Raw genomic sequence first — 21,208 nt, forward strand, 5'->3', positions numbered from 1 at the left:
CCTCGACCGGCACCGCTAAAGCGTCCCATGGACAGGCCCGAATCAGCCTCTCTGACGCCGTTCCCTCCCAGTGCGACCTACGAACCGTCCCTTGACCGGCTCATGCGCCTTGCCGCATGGGCCGGCGCCATCAGGGGGGACGGCACGCCGGTGAACTTCACGTCCATCCTCGTGGGGGCCATCCTGGTGGAGGACGAAACCGGCGCCTGGTTCTCGCGCTACGCCCGGGAGACGGGGGAACGGGCCGAGGCCATCGCCGACCTGGTACGCACCGCCGAGGAGGTGCGCCCCAAGATTGAGGAGCAGGCAGCCACCGGCACCCTGCCCGAAGCAAGGGAGTTCTACTCCTCGTCGGTGCGCGACATCCTCGCGTCGGCGCTGGGCATCGCCACCCGCGACGGCGCCGAGCCCCGCCGGATGGGCACGCGCCACCTGCTGGCGGCCCTCGCCTTCCGCCTCTCCGACGACCACAGAAAGCAGCTCATCGGCTGGGGAGCCGACATCGCCGCCTGGCAGCGCAGCACCCTCGACTTCCTCCAGCGGACCTTCCCGTCCGAAGATTCCACCTGGGTCTCCCTGGCCCTGGAACAGGCAACGGAGGCGCCTTCCTCGGAGCCGCCCCCCGCCGGCACCACCTTCAAGAGCTTTGCCGCCGCGGCCCCCGTCCCGCCCGTCAGCGCCGGACCCGACGTCCTCATCGCCCGGTTCACTGCCGACGACCCCACCTCGGCCACGGACCTCATGGACGTGCGGCAGGAGGCCCGGGCCTTTGCCCGCCTCGCCGCGGGCCGCGCCATCCGCCCGCCCCTCTCCATCGGGGTATTCGGCGAATGGGGCTCGGGCAAAACCTTCTTCATGAAGCTGATGCACGAGCACGTGGCCCGGATTTCCCGGGACGCGGACAGCGACGGACCTTTCCACGGCAACATCGTCCAGATCCGCTTCAATGCCTGGCACTACGTGGAATCCAACCTGTGGGCCAGCCTGGTGGACTACATCTTCACCGAACTGGATCGCTGGCTCAAGGAACGCCCCGAAAACCCCAACGAGACCGTGGACCTCCTCTTCGACCACCTCTCCACCTCCCGCACCCTCAGGCTGGAGGCCATGGACGAACTGGTGCTCCGCCGCCGCCAGCGCCAGGAGGCCGAAGAAAACCTTAAAACCGTCCGGGCCCGATTCGAGACGGCCCTGGCCCGCCAGGCCGTGGCAACGACAGGCGAATTCTGGACCGCCGTGGGCGCGACCCTGGGCAGGGACCCGGAGACGCGCGAGACCATCGACCGCGCCGGCAAGGCCCTGGGAGTGCCGGAACTCTCCGCTTCGGCCCGGCAGTTGAGCGAAGTGCTCCAGGAAACCGCCACCCAGGCCGGACGGGCCCGGACCCTGGGGCGGAACGCCGTGGCCATGCTCGGCCGTCCCCGGTGGCTGGCGGCCCTGGCCCTGATCCTCGTTGCGGCGCCGGTCAGCGTGGTCTGGTTCCGGGACATCCTGGGGCGGACAGAGGTGCTCTCCTGGCTGAAAGAGGTGAACAGCGCCGTTCTGGGACTCTCCTCGGTCATGGCCTCCGTGGCCGGGTTCGCGGGCACGGCCCTCAAACGGACCGCCACCGCCCTGGACACCCTTGAAGGCTTCCGCGCCAACCTGGAAACGGCCATTGCCGAACGGACCGAGGAATTCAGGAAGAACAGCAATGAAGCGGCCCTGCTCACCGATGCCGAGCGCGAGGCAGCCCGGCTCAGGAGCGATGTGGAGCAGGCCGAGCGCCGTCTGGCCGAGGCCGACCGCCGCGCCGCCGACGCGGCCCGCGACTTCCAGGGGGCCACGGCCCGGGGGCGGCTCAATGCCTTTATCCGCGACAAGGTCGTCAGCGGGGACTACGCCAAGCACCTGGGGATCATCGCCACCATCCGCAAGGACTTCGGCCAACTGGCCCAGCTCATGGCCGACGCCGAGCACGACCGGGAGCTGGCCGAGGAATACGAGCGCGCCCGGCTCGACTACGTCCGCAGGGTGGAAGAACTCATCGCCCGCTCCGGCGACGTGCTGACCGATGAGGAAACCGCTGCCCTCCGGGCCTCCACCACCTTCGACGTCGAATCCCTGCGCCTGTTCGAGCGGATCATCCTCTACATCGACGACCTGGACCGCTGCCCCCCCGAAAAGGTCGTGGAGGTTCTCCAGGCCATCCACCTGCTCCTCTGCTTCCCCCTCTTCGTGGTGGTCGTGGCCGTGGATGCCCGCTGGGTCTCCCGCTCCCTCAAGGAGGTCTACCCGGAGCTCCTGGCCGAAACCGTCATCATCCCCGGCACCGGCGCCACGGCCCCCGTCCGTGCCGGCGCTCCCGCCGGCGAGGCGCGGCACGACACCGCCGACCGGCGCACCGCCCCCAACAACTCCGACCGGGAACGGGCCGCCTCGTCCCAGGATTACCTGGAAAAGATCTTCCAGCTCCCCTACTGGGTGCGCGCCATGGATGCCGACGCCTGCCGGAACTATATCAAGGGGATCGTGGCGGCCGAGTCCGCAGCCCAGGCCGACCGGGCAGCCGTGCCGCCCGAACCGGCCTCGGACGCCGCCCCGCCGGCGTCTTCGCCCCAACCATCGACAGAGCAGACGCCCGCCGTGACTGAAGCAACCACCACCGCGGCACCGGTGGAAACTCCGCTCCCCGAAGCGACATTGCAGCCCGACACCGGCGAGGAGTCCTTCCACGAGCACGAGGCCCGCACCATGGCCCTCACCTCCCACGAAACCGCCTTCATGGCCGAACTGGCCCCCCATGCCGGCGCCACCCCGCGCCGGGGGCTGCGCTTCGTCAACGTCTACCGCCTCATCCGCACCAGCCTGCCGCTCCACGAGCACGAGACCCTGGTGGGCGGAGAGGGGGAACAGACCGCCTACCGGGCCCTCCTGACCCAGTTGGCCATCGTCACGGGCGCACCGGCCATCGCCCCCGTCTACTTCGACCACCTGGCCGCCCTGGCCGCTGGCAACCTCGCCGAAGCCAGGGAGTACAAGGGACTGGCCGACCTGATCGCCGCCCTGGGCGAAGACGACCGCGTGACTGCCAGCACCGAAGCCGCCCCGCTCCTGGGTGCGCTCCAGATCCTGCGCGACAGCGTCGCACCCCAGGGGCTCGGCAACGACCCCGCGCTCCTGGCCACCCTCCACAACACCGCCTCCGTGGCCCGGCGCTACTCCTTCACCGCGCGCCCCCACTGAAAAAAGCCGTGACAGGCAGCACAACAAGCCCTTCCCGCCGCCGGGGGACCGGAGCCTTGCGGCACGCCGGAGGGTGTGCTACAAGGTGTTCAGCGTGAGAGGGCCGGCGGCTCATATTTCTATCGACATGGCAGGTGGCCGCAGGAAGCACTAGCGCACTCCGGGAGGCCCGCCATGGCCCCGCCAGTCCTTCCCTGAACCATGAGAAAGAGGTCTCGACCCCATGCACAAATGGCTGTATCTGCTGGTGGCGATCATCAGTGAGGTTGCCGGGACATCCGCGCTCAAGTCGGCCGAAGGGTTCACCAGGCTCTGGCCGTCGTGCGTGGTTGTCGCGGGATATGCCTCTGCCTTCTACTTCCTGTCGCTCACGCTGAAATCAATCCCGGTCGGCATTGCCTATGCGATCTGGTCCGGCCTGGGAACGGCGCTGGTCGCTGTGGTTGCCTGGGCTTTCATGGGGCAGCGGCTCGATCTGCCGGCGGTCTTCGGCATTCTGCTGATCATTGCCGGCGTGCTGGTCCTCAATCTCTGCTCCACATCGGCGACGCACTGACTGACCGGCGGCGGGGACGGCCCCGCCGCCCGAACATCCACGGGGACGACCCCACGAATCGGAAAGGACGACATCATGACGTGGGTAATCCTTGTTCTCGCTGGGCTGCTGGAGGTGGGCTGGGCCATCGGGCTGAAATTCACGGAGGGGTTCACCCGGCTCTGGCCGACGGTGCTGACGGTGCTGGCAATGGTCGCCAGTTTCTGGCTGCTGGAAATCGCCATGAGGACGCTACCGGTGGGCACGGCGTACAGCGTCTGGGTGGGGGTGGGCGCCGTTGGCACCGTGCTCCTGGGGATCGTGCTGTTCGGGGAACCGGCCAACCCGGCCCGATTGATCAGTGTTGCACTGATCGTCGCCGGCATCATCGGGCTCAAGCTCTCTTCGCCGGCCTGAGGATGCCCGCGGCGGCGGCCCCCCAGCCAACCGTTGCTCCCCTACTGAAAATACTCGGAATGGATGGAGGTCCCCATGTGGGACGAGGCGAACTGGGCGACCACGGCCACGGCAAAACCGAAGATGAAAAACCAGGCCGCCATCCGGCCGCTCATGCGGAAAAACCGACGCAGGTGCAGATAGGTCCCGAAGATCAGCCAGGTCATGAGTGACCACGTCTCCACCGGATCCCACCCCCAGTACCGCCCCCACGACCGGTAGGCCCAGATGGACCCGGCCAGCATGCCGATCGCCCAGAAGATGAAGCCGAAGCCGGCAAAGCGGTAGGCGTGGAGGTCGAGATCCTCCAGGTCCGGCAGGCGCTTGAGCCAGTCCGGAGGGGTGGGCCGGGCCTTGAGCAGGTAGAAAATGGAAAAGGCCAGGGCGATGATCAGGGCGCCGAGGGCGATTTTGTAGAACGAGATGTGCAGTACGAGCCAGATGCTGCTGAAGGTGGGCGGCAGCGAGCGGATGCCGGGGTTGTAGAAATTGGCCAACGCCACCATCAGGAACACCAGCGGCACGACAATGAGGCTGGCCGGCCGGATGCGCGGGAAAGCCCGCTGGAAGCCCAGGAACAGCACCATGGCGATCCATGCGTCCGACAGCAGCACCTCGCTGGGGGCCATGTAGGGGCCGTGACCGACAACCCGCCACCAGTAGACCAGTGAGGCCGAATGCAGGGCCAGCCCCAGCCACAGGGGCCAGTAGCTGCGGCGCTCCACCACGGCCTTCCGGAAGATGATGCCGCTTGCATTGAGGACGGTCGCCGCCACGTAGCAGCAGACCGCCAGCCAGTTCATTGCCACGTATACCGATGCCTGGTCAGCCATGCGCTCCCCCGCCGTTCACCATCCGTTTCAACGAATCCGGTTCATCCCGGTAGAATCCGGAAAATCTCGCCGCCCGCCAGGACACCGCCGTGCCGCCGGCGGCCCCTCCTGCAAGCGATACCTGGCGGGGCGGGGTGAAATAGTGGAGGACACCGCCCAGACAGATGACAAAGAAACCCGCAAATATCAGGGGCATTCCGGTTACGTTCACCATGATCAGCCGCGACCAGGGGGCGAAGCCCAGCAACCGGAAGCGATACTGCCCGATGGCCCCCTCACCGCCCGGCTGCAGGGGAAGCCGGCCCACCTCCCGTCCGTCCCGGTCCAGGCGCAGGGTGAGCAGGGGGCTGACCCGGTCGAAGCCCTTTCCCTCCCCATCCACCAGGTACTTGGCCCGCACCAGGAAACCGTCGCCCAGCAGGTTCCGGAAATCGTTATAGCTCGGCAGGTCAGGCGTGTCGGGATGCATGAACTGGAGCTGGAACACCTTCTGCTCTCCTGTCGGCCCGGTCACCTCCACGAAAAAGGCATGGCCGAACTCCACCCCTTGATAGAAGCGGATGCCCCGGTGGTTGAGAATACGGTTGATGGCAACGGTCTCTGTTTCGGCAACGCCGTTATCGGACAGAAAGGTCAGGGTCGAGGCCAGCTCCCGTACGGCGAGGTCCGGGCCGAAGCGGTACGCGACCCGGTCGAGCCGCACGGCGTCCGGCAGGTGCAGCGGACCGGCCAGGAGCCCATGCTCCTCTCGCAGCAGGGGCTGGGACGGGTAGTGGATGGCTCCCTCGGCCAGATGTATCACTCCCTGCTGCTGGGTCAGGGCGATGCACAGCGAAGCGACAATGGTGAGCACCATGCCGAAATGGAGCAGGGTATTGCCCCAGTACCCCCAGGGATGGCGCACCAGCCGGATTTCCCCATCGAATGTGCCCTGGCCGATGAACCCGTTGGCCATGAGGAGGCGGGAAACCTCCTCCGGCGTACGGGCAACGGAAAAGCGCCGGTCCCCGGCCATGCCGCCGGCGGGAAGCACGGTGCGCTGCCATGCGGCGAGCGCCTGATGCCGGGTGGACAGGGCAAGGGAGATCGTTCCGCCGGCAAGGATAAGGGCGAAGCCGGGATGCGTGTAGATGCGGTGCAGGCCCAGCAGGTTGCTCCAACGGCAGAGCAGCGGGTGGGCCGACTGCCACGCCTGCATTTCTTCGGGCGGGGTCAGAAAGCGCTGAGGAATGAACGCTGCCAGGGCAATGGCGCAGAGCGCCAGGAGAATGAGGCTGATGACGGTGCCGCGTGCCAGGAAAAACCGCTCGATCCGCTCCATGGTCAGGGGTGCCGTCCCTGGGCGCCGCCGGGCGCCTGATTGACGACCCTCCCCTTGCGGTCCAGCACCGGCCAGGGGACCACATTATTGGTGCTGGTGCCGCTGGTGGTGTTCACCCCGGTGATGAGCCAGCGGCCGTTCTCTTTGTTCAGGACATATCCCATGCGGTAGATGAAATCCTTTTCCTCGGCGTATTTTTCGTTGGTGGCCATCCGGTAATGGGTGAAGTCCCAGGTTTCCTCCGTTTCCACCATTGTCTCGGAACTGCCGCGCCGTTCGACATTCAGGAACCTGATTCTCTTGAGCTTCGACTCCATCCGCAACTGGCCCTCGCCGAGGGCGGCCATGTGGTGATAGAGCTTCAGCGCGTGCTCGTGGGTGGTGACTTCCATGAGGAGATTCATGTTCTGGGTCCGGTAGCCCTGGACCAGCAGGTCATTGTAGCGGCGGATGGCCGCCTCGATCTCGCCGGTATCGCCCATGGTGCAGGCAGAGCAAACTGCCAGCACAACCGCCAGCAGGACCATGCCGGGACGCACCCGCCCGGAGCTGGCGGCGCTCCTGCCGCGCGCCCCGGACGTTGCCCCGCCGGGGTATCCGCCGAACCCACTCCCCATCACCAGGAATAGGCCTTTGTGCTGTTGTCGGTGTGCTTGCCCCCGCAGATGGAGGAACAGCTGACATTGTTGGCCCCCATATAACCACTGGCCGGCAGGACGGCGCTGGTCAGGTAGGAGCCGGAGAAGGCGCCGCCGTTGCCGTCGGGCTTGTACCGCGAGGGAGCGTTGCCCCCGGTCAGGAGACGCGGCACCTTGCCCCCGTGGGGGACCCTGATGTGGCAGTTGACGCAGGGCCTGCTGTGTCCGCCCAACGACTTGGTGTGACCGTAGCCGCCCGCGGCCCAGGTGTGGCAGTTGAAGCAGAAGTTGTTGGCCGGTGGCGTGGCGGTGCCCGTTCCGGCCAGCAGGGTCCCGCCGGAGGAGGTGCCGTTGGCCGCCGCAGACGTGAAGGGCCAGTTCTGGTACATGCCCGTCAACAGCCACTTGACGGTCGAACCGTGGGGGCCCTGGGCCGTGGCCGAGGTGCTGGTATCCCTGCCGTGGCAGTCGGAGCAGGTCATCACCTCGCCCGGCTGCCAGCCGCCGGTCAGGGCTGCCGTCGTCAGCCGCCGGTTGCCGGTGGACGGCAATGGCTGGATCACCGGATGGTACGAGGCGTTGTTGGGATTGAACTCCAGGCCGATGTTGGTCCAGCGGGCCGCCCCCAGCGACGGCGACGTCACGTTCCAGTAGCGCAGGGTATTGGTGGCCGGATCGGTGGCGGCGTGGCACTTGAAGCAGATCTGGTACTCGTAGGCGGCCTCGCTCACCATGGTATAGGTGCCGTTGGTCCAGCTCCCGGAATAGCTGACACTGGCGCCGGACACGCCGCGCTGGCTCCGGGACACGGCATTGTTGTTGGTGATGATCCGGTAGACGCTGCCGCTGGCCGGCGCGGTCCACCCGGACACGGTGATGGTGGTGGCGGTATTGCCGCTGATGGTGACCGTCTGGCCGGCGCCGGAGCCCGAGATGATATTGATGTAGGCATCGACCCACTGGTTGGGCACCCAGTTCTTGTCGCTGTTGACCAGGGTAGTGGAACTTCCGCCCGTGGCAATGCCGTAATCGCCGTGGAGCCCGTTGCGGGTCGCGTGGGGATTGTGGCAGTCCACGCACTCGATGTGCCTGTTCCGGGCGATGTAGGCCAGGGTTTCATTCTGGCGCGAGGGAAGATGGATGCCGGAATAGTGCTGGGTCGCGTGGCCGTAGCCAGGGGCGCCGGGGTCGGCGTAGCTCCAGGCCACGCTGCCGGGCAGCGTCAGCTCGCTGGGCGCGTGACTGCCGAAGTAAAATGAGGCGGTGTAGCCGTTGGTGCTCGTGGTTGTCGTCTCCAACGAAAGATCGACCACGATCTTCTCCCCTGCGTTGAGGGTGAGGGCGCCCACGTTCACCGGTATCTGGCGCACGGTGCCGGGGGCTCTGGCAGTGGAAAGCTCGGTGGCATAGGTCCCCCTGGCGATGATGGTGGCTCCCATGGTATCGGCAGGGTTGTTCCACTTGTAGACCATGTACCTGATCCTGGCGTTCTGGGCCGTGGATGACTCGCGGCAGTAGAGGTTGATGATCCAGGTGCCGGCGGGGACGGTGGTGGTGCTGTAGACCGCGGGCGAGGTAAAGGTGACCATGCGCCAGTAGCTGGTGCCCTCCAGGGTGGTGCCCTGGTCCTTGGTTTCGTAGGCGACCGTGGTTTCCCAGGGGGACATGGCGCGGCCGATCCAGGTGCCTCCGCTGAAGGAATCGCCGGTATTGTGCTGATTCGGCATGGCCTCAGCAGGCGTCTCGGCCGCGGCCGGCTTGAAGTACAGCTTGCTGGTGAGGCTGTAGGTCGGGTTCGCGGCCCGGAAATCGCGGTTGGCGGCAAAGATGTCCTGGGACGCCAGGCTCATGGACGCCACCCCGTAGTAGTCCTTGTCGGCAACCGCCTTGGGAGGACCACCCCCCGGGTCGGCATCGCCGGACAGGCTGTGGCAGCGGTAGCAGATCTGCTCTTCGGCCACCTCGCCCCCTGTTGCGCCGAGGGAGCCCTGGAGCCGCCGGATGCCGCTGTTGTGATTGCCGAAGGAATCGCCGGAGCCGGTATAGCTCATGAATACCGACGTCTCGTTGACCAGGGCGTTGTGGCACTTGGAGCAGTTGCCCTGGAACCGGCTGCCGTCGCTGAAAAAGCTGGCCGGTACGTTGTACTGGTGGGCTGACCCGGAGTAGTTGGCCAGGGTGACGGGCGGCGTTCTGGTGGCATTGGTTTCCTGCTTGCGCCGAACCGTGGACTTGGTTCGCTCCGTGGCATGGCAACTGATGCAGATACCGCCGCCGGAGGCGCTGTAGTCGGAATTGGTGAAGTTTGCCGTCGTGGTGGGCGTTGAGCCGATGGCGGTCCTCAGGTTGTAGGACCGGCCGGCACTGTTGGTGTTGAGATCGGGGCTGAAGATCGTGTGATCCACATGGCACATGGTGCAGGTCCGGCTGGTGTAGTTGGTGCCGCCGGTGGCGCTGCCGTCGGGGATGGTGGTCGGATAGGTCCGGCCGTAATCATACATGGCATGATGGTAGGTATCGGTATCCTGCATGGGGATGTTGTGGCAGTCGGTGCATTTGTAGGAAGTGTTCCACGTGACCGTGCTGGTGGCCCGCTCCAGCGGCGTGGACGGCGTGGTGGTCACGTCGAGTCCCACCGGATGGCAGGAGACGTTGGAGCATCTGCTCCCCGCGGCGTTGTAACTGTAGGCGACAGTGACCACTGTCGAGTTGGCGGTGTTGTCACCGTCCCGGAAGGTGCCGCCGGGAGACACATCGTAGGATTTGTTCAGGTGTTTGCGCTTGTCGGAGATCGAGGTACTGGAGGCGGTCGTGGCCGCGTGGCAGTTGGCGCACTGCATGGAGACGGCAGGGAGGCTGGTCTTTGCGGTGATGTGGACGCCATGGGCGTTCCCCTTTGCCTGTCCCCTGTAGGTGATGGAGCCGGAGGCATAGAGGGGGGCGCCGCGCCGCCAGTCATTGGCGGGCGCAGCGGCATTGCCGTGGCACAGGTTGCAACTGTAGGAACTCTTGTTGGCGGTGCTCCAGGCAACTGCCGAACGGCCGGCCTGGCCGGCGCCGCCGGAGTGACAGTAGGTGGCGGTGCAGCCGGAGGAACCGGCGGTCCAGTTGAACCCGTTGTCATTGCTGTAGACCGTGCCGGTTCCCGAGTAGCTGCCGCGCACGCCTGCCGCGGAATAGCCGAAATAGACCTGGGCCGCCTGGCTTGCCGCCAGAGCGCCGCCTGCATGGGCCGAGCCGCCGGCGGGGGAATGGCAGGACGAGCAGGCAAACCGGTAGGTGGCCGCGTCGCCGGTGCCGTTGCCGGGCGCCATGGCATAGGAAGAGGGCAGATTGGCCCCCTCCCAGTGGATCTTGTGGGCGGAATTGGCTGCCCAGTGGGCATCGGTGGCCCGGGCGCTGTGGCAGGAATTGCAGGCGGTGGATCCCCCCCAGGCCGGCGACGGGGAGGTACCGTGGCAGTAGGTGGCCGAACAGGTCTTGGCGGTGCTGTCATAGGTGCCGGACTTGCCGTTGATGGCCTTCATGGCCACGTTGCGCGCCTGGTTCAGGTGCAGGGTCGAGTAGTTGCGCAGCTTGTTGGCAACGGCTGCGTCCACGGTCCGGCAGTGGCAGGCGGCGCAGCCCGTGGTGGCGGTAATGCCGAGGCTTGCCACGTGGCGCTGGTGGCTGTTGGCCGTGGCCGTTCCGGCGCCGCCGTTGGCGTAGTTGGGCTCGCCTGCCGCTGCCGCGAAGGCGCTGTCGGCTCCGTGGCAGCCGTTGCAGCCGTAGCCGGTGGCGCTGGTCCAGGCGGCCACGGCCCGGTAGACCGGTGTGGCCTGGCCCGAACTGTGGCAGTACACGTTACTGCAGACCTTTGTGCCGGAGTTGTAGCTGCCGGCCATGGTCCCATAGTAGTCGCGGGTCTTGTTGACATGGTACTGGGTGCCGGTGGTCCCATGGAGCGTGCTGTTGCCGCTGACGGTCCTGTTGTGGCACTTGACGCACCCCAGGCTGTTATTGGTGCCAAAGATCGCCGCATTGTTCACGTGGGCGGCATGCTTGCCCGACAGGGTGGTGCCGCCGCTGCCGTCCTGGGGTGCCGTGGCGCTTCCGTGGCAGCCGGTGCAGCCCAGGGACGCGCCGCCCCAGGCCAGGGGGGTCTGGGCGTAGTGGGGGGTGTCCCGGCCATCGCTGTGACAGTAGATATTCGTGCACGAGCCGTAGCCGTCACCCGGCTTCGGTGTGCCGCCGTAGGCAGCGGTGGCGCCGTAGTAGTCGGGGAATCCCACATTGACTTCATAATTGGCGTGTTTCTGGCTGATCCGGTTGTGGCAGACCGCTGAACTGCAGGCCGTGGGGTTGAATCCGGTCAGGGTGGTGGCGTGACAGGCCGCGCAGCGGGTTTCGCTGCTGGCAATGCCAAAGGTATAGGCCAAGTGCCTGCTGTGGCTGCCCGAGTTCATGATGGTCGGCGTGCCGTAACCGCTGTGGGTTGCGCCGTTGATGCCGTGACAGGTGCCGCACTGCCCCGTCGCGGCGGATCCCCAGGTGGGAGTCGTATAGGTCGGCGGCCAGGTGCCGCTGTTTCCCTGGCCGCTGGAGTGGCAGTAGACGTTGGTGCAACTGCCGTAGGCGCTGCCCGGGGCCTTGGCCATGGGAGACGGCACCCCGCCGTAGGTGCCGTTCACCGCCGTTGTGGTGCTGTCGAACGCCACGTTGACCAGCTTGTTCACATGATTGCCGTAGGTGCCGATGGCCATGGCCGGGGTGACGGTGGCAGCGTGACACCTGACGCACCTGACCGTGGTATAGCCCAGCCCGAAGCCGTCCACATGGGCCCGGTGGCTGCCGCTGGCCATGGCCGAGCCCGAAGAGCGGTCGGACTTGTGGCATCCGTTGCAGGCAAGGTTTCCCCCCCAGGCTGCGGCCTGGTTCGGGGCGTCGAATGCCGACGACTTGGTGCCGGGGCTGTGACAGTATGTGCCGGAGCAGGTGCCGAAGACAGTGCTCTGACTCGGCAGGTAATCGTTTACCGGCCCGGAATAGCTGCCGCTGCCATTGTTCGGCGCGGCAGCGAAGCTGACCTGCAGGTCCCGGCCGGCGCTGGTGGCATGGGCAAAACGGGCCGCCCCCTCCTTGGCCCCATGGTCGGGATGGCATTTACCACATGAAGAGGTACCGGTACCGTAATAGGCCCCGTGCCTGCTCCCCCCGACGGGATGGCTGCCGGTGGCCGGCGCACTTCCGTGGCACGTGCCGCAATCGGCGGTGGAGGCAAGGGGCGGGCTGCCCCAGACCGGCGTTACGGTTTCAAAATGGCAGTTGACGTTGCTGCAGGTGCCCGGCACCGCCGAGGCGCTCTGGGCGAAGGACGTGCCGCGGCTGTAGGTGCCGACGGCCGGTGACGCATTAATGTTGGAAGCGATGGCAATGGTACCGTCGCGATGGCTTGCCTGGTAGCCGCTCGTGCCGTGGCAGACCGTGCAACTGTCTGCCGTGGCGCTGCTTGCCATGTGAGTCCGGTGATTTCCCTTGAATCCTCCGGTGGAGATAGTCCGGAACGCGCTGTCTTCCGGGCGATAGTCACTGGTTGCCGCAGTTCCGTGGCACTGGTAGCATTGGATGGCGGCCCGGACTTCGCCCACGCCGGTCAGGACCGGTGAAATACCCGCAAACACCACCGAGCACCACATCATCGCTATTTTCCAAGATCGCGTATTCACAGTAACCTCACTACCCACAACTACCGTAATACTATGTGAACGCTACGCTAAATAACTGACACCTACTGCACGGAAAGTCAAAATTACGACAATATACCGATTGACAATAACTTTCAAACGCAGGGACTTGAGCAAAATCAATGCGTTACACGACACCCCCTTTGCCAACACCCCACGCACGCAGTAAGGTCATTCATAAAATAGCAAATTGGATACCAACATGTGATAAAAATTTAATAATAACCAAATAACCGCAAACACTGTAGTTTAATATCCATCTCGCTTCAATTGCACTGGCTTTGTTTATTTCCCTTGCACGTTAAACAGATACGGGGGAACGGAGGGTTCAGAAGGAGGGTCGGACAGGAGGGAAAGGCCACCTTCCGGAGGTGCGCCAGCGACAGAAAAAGGGGCCGGCCATTACTGGCCAGCCCCTTGACTCAACCGCTTTCGCGTTTTCCAGTGTGGTGCGGACACTCAATATCAGTCCCTGGCGTGGCACTTGTTGCAGAGCACACGCTGGTAGGGGGAGAACGCCTGCGGATGCCTCCCGTAGTATGCCTGCCGGGTCTCGGCCACGGTCCGGCCCTGGGCCTGGGAGGGGTTCATGACCGGATCGGGCCAGATGGCATTGCCGGAGGCATCGGCCACGGTAATGTGGTTGGAGTCGATGGCGAACCGCGTCATATGGCTGAAGCCGGAGGCATGGGCACGGTGGCAGGAAAGACACGACACCTTGTCCGTGGCGGCCGGGCCGGCGGTGGTGGCGGTTGCCTCCTTGAGGGCCGTGAGGTCGGTCACATCCCCCAGCTCGAACGGGACGAGGGAGAGATAGGCCGTGGCAACGGTGCCGTCCAGACTGCCCGTCTTGCGGTAGGCGTTGTAGGTCTGGGCCACGTCGCCGAGCTGCTTGTCGGCCGGGTGAAGCGAAGAACCGGGGGCAGAATGCATGAGGGCATGGCAGTTGGTGCACCAGGCAGAGGTCCCCTTGCCGTAGGAAACGCGGGTGTCGCTGGATTCTTCGGACCGGTTGTAATCGACGGGCGCCACCGCAAAAGGCGCTGCGTGGGCAAAGGCCGGGCCGCCGGCCAGGGATTTGGGTTTGTAGCCGACCCCCGCCAGGAGCCGGTAGGTACCCACGGCGGACCCCGCGTCGGGGAGGGAACCGTAGGAGCCGGACCCCCTGATCGGCTTGCCGCTCGTGGCCTGGACCCCGTTCTCCACTATGCGGTACGCGCCGTGCGGATCGTGGCAACTGGAACAGTGGAGGCTGTCGGACGGATAGGGGGTGGAGCTTCCCGGAGCGTTGATATTGGTGGTGTCCGCCACATAGTTGAAGTCGAGGGCGACAATGTTGTGGCCATGCTGTTCGCCGCGAATCCCCACCGAGGCTGAGCCCGGCGCGGGAGCCCAGGAATAGGATTTTTTCAGCCAGCCGAAATCGCCACCCGGGGTGAGCTGCAGCGGCGGCGACCCCACGGGCATGTCGTTCTCGGCAGTGGAGACGTGATAGGAGGTGGGACCGGTGTCTCCGGCCTGCTGATGGCAGTTGAGGCAGGCAGAGCTCTGGTCCGATCCCCTGAGAAGGAACGGGCCGCTCTGAAAGCGGGCGCTCGAACCGGTCATGGCGGCGCCTTCGCTCGTGTTGTGCATGGTGTGGCACCCCTCGCACTGGGCCGCACCGCCCGAATGGAAGGCTCCGGCCGGCGTCGCAATGCAGATGGCTGCCAGTACCGCAGATACACACCCCGCCTGCAATGATTTCATGATGTTCTCCAATGCCGATAACATAGTCTCAACTCATGTAACTCTTTTCGGCACAACGGAAATTTTCTTGAACGCATTTGTGGTGGCACTGATTATTTTTGCCCGTCGACGCCCCCTTGCCCCCCCTGCAACCCGTAGTACACTATGAAACCGGGACCTTATCTCCGGGACAGGGCACCAGGAGGCGCGCCATGGGCATTCCACTCCGCGTTCTGATCATCGAAGACTCCGAAGACGACATGCTGTTGGTGCTGCGGGAACTCCGCAAGGGGGGATACGAGCCCGATCATGTGCGGGTGGAGACCGCCGCCGAGATGGTTGCGGCCATGGCGGCGCGGGACTGGGATCTGGCCCTCTCGGACTACGTCCTCCCCCGCTTCAGCGGCATGGACGCGCTGCGGCTCTGGCGCGAGCGGGAGGAGGATCTGCCGTTCATCGTGGTGTCGGGCAAGATCGGCGAGGAAACGGCGGTGGCCGCCATGAAGGCGGGGGCCAACGACTATCTCATCAAGGGAAGCACCTCCCGGCTGGTGCCGGCCATCGCCCGCGAGCTGCAGGAGGCGGAAGTGCGCCGCAAACGCCGGGAGGCCGAACAGGCCCTGGCCCGGAGCGAGGAGCGCTACCGGCGGCTGGTGGCTGCCGTGTCCAACTACACCTACACCGTGGAACTGGCGGAGGGGCACGTGACCCGCACCTCCCACGGCCAGGGATGCCTGCCCGTGACCGGCTACACGTGCGACGAATACGATACCCGCCCCACCCTCTGGTACGAGATGATCCACGATGAGGACCGGGACCGGGTGCTGGCCAGCATCGCCCGACTGGAGGCCAGGAAGGGAGTGGTGACCCTCGAGCACCGGATCGTCCGCAAAGACGGCGAAGTCCGCTGGGTGCGCAACACCATCGTCCCCACCTGGGACGACGCGGGCCGGCTCACGGCTTACGACGGACTCATCGCCGACATAACCGAGCGCAAGGAAGGGGAACTGACCCGCCAGATCCAGACCGTGGCCCTGAAGGCGGCTGCCAATGCCATCGTCATCTGCGACCCGGAGGGGAGGATCATCTGGGCCAACCCCGCCTTTACCCGCCTGACCGGCTACCTTCTGGACGAGGTGGCGGGCCGCGGCATCGGCATCCTCAACTCCGGCGTGCACGGCGAGGAGTTCTACCGCGACCTGTGGCACACCATCCGCGCGGGCACGGTCTGGCACGGCGAGATGATCAACCGGCGCCGGGACGGCTCCCTCTACCCGGAAGAACAGACCATCACGCCGGTGCGGGACGAGCGGGGAGCCATCCGCTGCTTCATTGCCATCAAGCAGGACATTGCCGAGCGGAAACAGGCCCAGGAGGCGCTGCTGGAGAACGCCCGCCTCGCCTGCGACATGCAGTTGGCCCGCCAGATCCAGCGGTCGCTGCTGCCGGAGATACCGCCGCCCGTGCCGGGCTGCCGGTGCGCGGGGCGCTGGGTGCCGGCAGCCCACGTGGGGGGCGACTACTACGACTTCTTTCCCCGGGAGGACGGCTCCCTCGACCTGGTCATCGCCGACGTGTCCGGCCACAGCGTCGGCGCGGCCCTCATCATGACCGAACTGCGGAGCGTCATCCGCTCCCTGGTCCATGCGGGGGGAACACCCGCCCGGATCGTCGGCTCGCTCAACGCGCTGCTCCATGAAGACCTGTCCCGGGCAGAGCTCATCATCACCCTCTTCTATGCCTCCTACTCCCCCGCCACCCGCACCCTCGCCTTTGCCAGCGCCGGCCACAGCCCTCCCCTGGTCTGCCGCCGCCGGGGGGAATGCCGCCAGATCGACGCGGAGGGTCTGATCCTCGGCGTCCACCCCCTTGTGGAGTACGAGCAGCAGGAAGTCCCCATGGCCGCCGGAGACATCCTGCTGCTCTACACCGACGGCATCACCGAGGCGACCGGTCCGGGCGGGGAATTATTCGGCACGGCCAGACTCGCCCGGGCAGTGGAGGAGGAACGCGAACGCGAGCCGGAGGAGTTCCTCGACGCCATCCTGGCACGGCTGCGGATGTTCACGGGGGGGGTGCCGTCCGGCGACGACATCTGCATGGCGCTGCTGAAGGTGGGGGATTAGCCGGCAAGCCGGCTCAGGACCAGCAGAAAGTTGCGGGTGAGGAGGGGATGGAACTCCCGGCCCCGCTTCTCCAGCAGGAGGCCGGCTATCTGACGGAGTTCCATGGAATCGCGGTAGGCGCGGCGGGTGCGCAGGGCATCGAAAAAGTCCGAAAGGGTCGTCATCTCGCTGCAGAGGCTCTGGCGCCAGCCGTCTGCAACGGACGGATAGCCGGAGAGGTCGTGCTTCAGGTGGTGCTCGAAGGTGGCAACCACCGCAAGCCGCGGCACACCGGGTGTTTCAGCCAGACAGCGGGCCCCCATGAGGGGATGGCGGCGCATGACGGCCCACTCGTCATCATCCAGTTGTCCCGGCTTGGTGAGTATCTCGGGGGGGACGAACATCTTGCCGATGTCGTGGAGCAGGCCGGCAATGCCGATTTCCTGCAGAAGCGGCCCGTCGATGCCCAGGGCCATGGCCTGAGCCAGGTTGAGGACGCAGACGTTCACCGAGTGGGTGAAGGTATATTCGTCAACGTCCCGCAAAGGGGCCAGGGCCGCCAGGGGGCTGGCCTGCTCGCGCAGGGCGGTGATGAAGCCCGCCACCAGGTCGGCCAGGCCGGCCACATGACTGCGCCGGTGGCGGACGACCCCTTCGTACAGTTCCATGAAACGGCCGATCTCCAAGGCGGGCAGGCCCGAGACGGAGCCGTCGCCGTCCGTGCCCCCGGAATAACGGACCTCGACCCGGCCGAACCGCACGTGGGGGGACGAACGGAGTTCGCCGCCCGCAGCCCCCGCCCCGGCGAGAACCGCTGCCAGGACCGCCAGTTCCTCTTCAGTCACGCCGCGCAGGAACTTGAGGTGCCCGATCCCCCGGGACGTGAGCATCCCTGCGAGGCGCTGCAGAAACAGCCCCCCATCGAGGGGCGTTCCCTCCATCAGGATCTCGCCGTCAATGACCACCAGCGACAGGGACTCCTCCGCTTCGAGGGCCGCTGACAGTTCTGCGAACGCCTCGGAGCGCAGAAGGGTGACGCGGGGATGCTGCGCCGCGTAGAGGGCGGCGCCGGAAATGGCCGTAACCAGCGACCTGAGTGCCCCGAGCAGTCGTTGGCGCGTCGCTTCGTTCATCGGTCCCTCGCTTCGGCGAGCCTGAGCGCGGCCCGCGCTGCACCGGCGATCTCGCCCCCGACCGCAGCCGCAGCCTCGCGCAGCAGGCGCAGGGGCTCCTGGCCCGGGAAACGGGGGAGCGAGCGGACCACCTCCAGCTTCACCTGATTGAGGGCCGCGGCGCGCAGCAGGCTCCTGCTGCCCAGAATGCGCGCCAGCTCCGGCAGGGCTGCGGGATCCCCCGTCTCGGCCAGTGCCCGGACCGTGGCGCAGCGCACCTCTGGATCGGCGGCAGCGCCGCCGCGCCGCAGGAGTTCGATCACCTGTGCCCGGACCCGCCGGCTCGCATTACCGTCCACCAACGGCACCGCCATGAGCAGGGTCCCGCGGTCGGAGCTTTCCAGCCCGCGGAGAAGCCACTGCTCCGCCTGGGGATCGCGGAATCCGAGCAGGGTGCGGGCCGCCTCCTGGCGCACCTTGGGATGGGGATGCGCAAGCAGTTTTCTGGCGGATGCCGCGCCGGCCGAGTAATCGAGCTGCCGGAGAAGTACCAGGAGGTTTCGCACGAAGTACCACCGGCCGTCTTCCAGGAGGGCGACAGCGGCAGCGCCGGCCGCGGCGCCGAGCCCCACCAGGCAGTCCATGTACCAGCGCCGGAGCGTCATGGACTCCTCCACCGCCAGCCGGTCCAGCAGAGGCGTCACGCAGGGCGGACCGATCTGCGAGATGATCTGCCGGATCTCGCCATGGCGCACTTTCCCCCAGATGGCGGGCGCGTCGATCAGGGCCGCCACAAAGGCGGGAGCGCCGATCGCCTCCCGCAGGGCAGCGCCTGCACCGGCCTTTTCCAGAACGTGGATGCGCAGGAACAGCCCCCCCAGGGAACCGAAGTCTCCGGTGGCCAGGTAGTACTCGGCAAGCTCTGCCAGGTTCGACGCAAAGGGGTCGGCTCCGCCGGGCTCCAGGCGGATGATTTCCATGATGACTTCTCCCGCCTTGACCGCCGCGTTTTCCGATTCCAGCTCCAGCCGCAGGGGCTCCAGTTCGGGGAGCACAACCCGTTGCGCCCCTGCCCGCGTCAAGCGGGAGAGGTCGTCCTCATAGGGCTGGGGAACGAAGGACCGGCTGTCCCCTTCCCGCAGAACGGTTTCCAGCCGGCGCGCCATCTCCGTCGCCCCGGCCGGGAGGGACGGCGGGGCCGCGCCGGCGGCCGGAGAGGGATCGGCCAGGCCGAAACGCTGAAAGAGATCGAGCAGTACGGGAGGGATGGATGAGCCGCGCTCGGTCAGGCCCGTGAAGGCCTCCATGACCGCCCCGTCGGACAGGGCCGCGGCAACCCGTTCCGCCATGGCGGGATGGCGCGCCAGGGCCGCAAAGGCACTGCCCAGGAACTGGCGGCGCAACTCGGGGGTGAGCAACTCGGCCAGTTCGGCCAGGCGGGCCGTCTGGCTCTCGTCGCATCCCGGCCCCTGCTCGGCCTCCCGCACGTTGCGGAGAAACGCGGTAATGACCGCATCGTAGCTCTTCTGCCGGCTCTCCGCTGCGCCGCCGAGACAGCCGTTCATGAGCCGGGCCAGTTCCTCCGGCGCCAGGGTGCCGTGATGCCCGGTCACCGTGCCGAAGGGGTCGAGGGTGCCGTCGAGCATCCCCCGCACGTACCGCTCCCAGAGCGAGAGGTCGTCCTGATCGGCCGCGGGGGCCGCAATACGCTCGTCCTCGGTCACGTGGAACAGGCCGTAATCGAGCCCCGTCACCTCGAGCCCCAGGATGGCATCCTCGCTCATCAGCCGCCCCAGGCCGCCCCGCTGGCGGATCTCGTCGCGCCGGAGACCGAGCAGTGTGCAGAACCGGATCAACTCGTCGGCGGAGACGCCCCGTTTCACCGTAAGCAGGGTGAGCCCCCGCTCGGAGAGAAACCGGGCCAGGTCGCGGAACACGAGGTTCCGGCGATCCAGGGGGTGGCCAGCGAAGAGGATGGTGTCGCGCGCGATGCCCACGGTGGCGCGTTCCTCGCCGGCGAGGAGCAGATCCGTCTGGCCGGCGACCTTCTCCGCCGCGGAGCGGATGGCCGGATGCCCCTTCGGGTAGGCCGAGACCGCCCGCCTCAGGATATTCAGCTCGATGATGAACGAGGAGAGGATACCCGGCTCGATGCCGGCAATGCGTATGTCTGAGTTCGTATCAGTCAACCGTGACCGCTCCCGTGACACCGTTCCCGCGACTGCCGGGTCCGGCTCATTGCCGGTGCATCGTAAACGAAAACGGCATACCGTGCAACGTATGCCGTCGAAACCGCTCCGCAGGGGAAAAAGGGGTTGCATAATCGGCCCAGATGGAGAGAATAGCCCTGCCGCGCCGGACGCTACTGGCGCGCAGCAGAGAGGTTCCCGTGACGCCCGACACCCTGCTTCCCCTCCTCGCCGTTCTCCCGCCCCTGGCCTACGGGCTCCTGGCCCTCGCCTGCGCCCGGGTCTGGTTCGGCCGGCAGCGTCCCCGGCCGGGGCACACCCCGCCGGTGACCATCCTCAAGCCGGTGAAGGGGACGGACGCGGAGAGCTTCGAGAACTTCGCCTCCTTCTGCCGCCAGGAGTACGGCGGGCAGTGGCAGATGCTCTTTGCCTGCGCCTCGGCCGACGACCCGGTCATTCCGGTGATCCGTCGCCTCATGGCCGAGTTTCCGGACCGTGACATCGATCTGGTGGTGGACGGCACCATCCATGGCCCCAACTACAAGGTCTCCAACCTGATCAACGCCTTCCCCCGGGCAAGGCACGACATCCTCATCGTCTGCGACAGCGACATCCGCGTCTCCCCCGCCTACCTGGGGGAGGTGATCGCGCCGTTCGCCGACCCGGCGGTGGGGCTCGTCACCTCCCTGTACCGGAGCCCCGGCGTGCGGGGCGCCGCCACGGCCCTGGAGGCCATGGGGTTCACGGTGGAGATGGTGCCGAACGTCATGGTCGCCCAGCGGCTGGAAGGACTCTCCTTCGCCCTGGGCGCCTCCATGGCGGTGCGGCGGGCGGCCCTGGAGTCCATCGGCGGATTCCCGGCCCTGGTCCACTACCTGGCCGACGACTACCAGTTGGGCAACAAGATCCACCGGGCCGGCTGGCGGCTGGAGTTGTCGGACTGTTTCGTGGAGAGCGTCATGCACCGGGAGGACCTGTCCACGGTCCTCTCCCGCCAGCTCCGCTGGTGCCGCACCATGCGGGTCTCGCGCCCCGGCGGCTACCTGGGCTCGGGCATCACCCAGCCCGTCCCCCTGGCCTGCCTGGCGCTCCTGGTGTCGGGCTGTTCCGCCACCGGCTGGGGGGCGGTGCTCCTCCTCTACCTGACCCGCGCCCTGGTAGCCCTCGCCTTCAGCCGCCGGTACCTGCGGGACGGCATCTTCCCCCGCTGGCTCTGGCTCCTCCCCCTGCGCGACGTCCTCTCCTTCGCCACCTGGGCCCTCTCCTTCGCCGGCAACCGGGTCCGCTGGCGCGGTCACCTCTTCCGGCTCCTGCCCGGGGGGAAGATCGTGGAGATCGGCTGA

At 66.6% G+C, this 21,208-nt stretch carries 12 protein-coding genes; 5 read left to right on the top strand and 7 right to left on the bottom strand.

Translation table 11 applies throughout. The annotated features are described in order from the left end of the window. Positions 1 to 27 precede the first annotated feature (27 nt). From AC6CDK_RS01545 to sugE, 3 genes are all read left to right on the top strand, one after another. A complete protein-coding gene (locus AC6CDK_RS01545) occupies positions 28 to 3,225 on the top strand; it encodes a P-loop NTPase fold protein (RefSeq protein WP_039643093.1) in 3,198 nt (1,065 codons plus the stop codon). A gap of 223 nt (positions 3,226 to 3,448) precedes the next feature. Further along, complete coding sequence (locus tag AC6CDK_RS01550) at positions 3,449 to 3,781, top strand: DMT family transporter (RefSeq protein ID WP_039643092.1); 333 nt, start codon at positions 3,449 to 3,451, stop codon at positions 3,779 to 3,781. A gap of 75 nt (positions 3,782 to 3,856) precedes the next feature. Beyond that, positions 3,857 to 4,177: a quaternary ammonium compound efflux SMR transporter SugE gene (gene sugE, locus AC6CDK_RS01555; RefSeq protein WP_039643090.1), complete on the top strand. Its 321-nt coding sequence runs from the start codon at positions 3,857 to 3,859 to the stop codon at positions 4,175 to 4,177. A gap of 41 nt (positions 4,178 to 4,218) precedes the next feature. Here the strand turns inward: sugE and AC6CDK_RS01560 are convergent, their stop codons facing one another. The 5 genes from AC6CDK_RS01560 to AC6CDK_RS01580 all read right to left on the bottom strand — a co-directional run bounded on the left by AC6CDK_RS01560 (position 4,219) and on the right by AC6CDK_RS01580 (position 14,480). After that, entirely contained in the window at positions 4,219 to 5,049 is an 831-nt protein-coding gene (locus AC6CDK_RS01560; protein ID WP_039643088.1) for a cytochrome c biogenesis protein, read from the bottom strand. Continuing rightward, the gene (locus tag AC6CDK_RS01565) at positions 5,042 to 6,370 is read right to left on the bottom strand and encodes a cytochrome c biogenesis ResB family protein (RefSeq protein WP_039643086.1); all 1,329 of its coding nucleotides are present in this window, start codon (positions 6,368 to 6,370) and stop codon (positions 5,042 to 5,044) included. Before AC6CDK_RS01565 ends, AC6CDK_RS01560 begins: the two co-directional genes overlap by 8 nt. Before the next feature lie 2 nt (positions 6,371 to 6,372). Next, a complete protein-coding gene (locus tag AC6CDK_RS01570; RefSeq protein ID WP_192905572.1) occupies positions 6,373 to 6,897 on the bottom strand; it encodes a hypothetical protein in 525 nt (174 codons plus the stop codon). Between the two features lie 89 nt (positions 6,898 to 6,986). Continuing rightward, positions 6,987 to 12,686, bottom strand: coding sequence for a CxxxxCH/CxxCH domain c-type cytochrome (locus AC6CDK_RS01575; RefSeq protein WP_192905573.1), 5,700 nt, complete (start codon positions 12,684 to 12,686; stop codon positions 6,987 to 6,989). 510 nt (positions 12,687 to 13,196) lie between these two features. Then, a complete protein-coding gene (locus AC6CDK_RS01580) occupies positions 13,197 to 14,480 on the bottom strand; it encodes a cytochrome C (RefSeq protein WP_192905574.1) in 1,284 nt (427 codons plus the stop codon). Between the two features lie 191 nt (positions 14,481 to 14,671). Between AC6CDK_RS01580 and AC6CDK_RS01585 the strand changes: the two genes are divergently transcribed. Next, positions 14,672 to 16,585: a SpoIIE family protein phosphatase gene (locus tag AC6CDK_RS01585; protein ID WP_192905575.1), complete on the top strand. Its 1,914-nt coding sequence runs from the start codon at positions 14,672 to 14,674 to the stop codon at positions 16,583 to 16,585. On the opposite strand, the gene AC6CDK_RS01590 is transcribed toward AC6CDK_RS01585, so the two are convergent. Together AC6CDK_RS01590 and AC6CDK_RS01595 are read right to left on the bottom strand one after the other, a co-directional pair. Then, positions 16,582 to 17,697: an HD-GYP domain-containing protein gene (locus AC6CDK_RS01590; RefSeq protein WP_039643079.1), complete on the bottom strand. Its 1,116-nt coding sequence runs from the start codon at positions 17,695 to 17,697 to the stop codon at positions 16,582 to 16,584. The genes AC6CDK_RS01585 and AC6CDK_RS01590 overlap by 4 nt on opposite strands. Next, positions 17,694 to 19,865, bottom strand: a complete 2,172-nt coding sequence (locus tag AC6CDK_RS01595) for a HEAT repeat domain-containing protein (protein WP_192905576.1) — start codon at positions 19,863 to 19,865, stop codon at positions 17,694 to 17,696. Before AC6CDK_RS01595 ends, AC6CDK_RS01590 begins: the two co-directional genes overlap by 4 nt. A gap of 200 nt (positions 19,866 to 20,065) precedes the next feature. On the opposite strand from AC6CDK_RS01595, the gene hpnI reads away from it, so the two are divergent. After that, on the top strand, positions 20,066 to 21,208 hold the full coding sequence (gene hpnI, locus AC6CDK_RS01600; protein WP_039643076.1) for a bacteriohopanetetrol glucosamine biosynthesis glycosyltransferase HpnI: 1,143 nt from the start codon (positions 20,066 to 20,068) through the stop codon (positions 21,206 to 21,208).

It is taken from the genome of Geobacter sp. PheSNFMC (assembly GCF_059620965.1).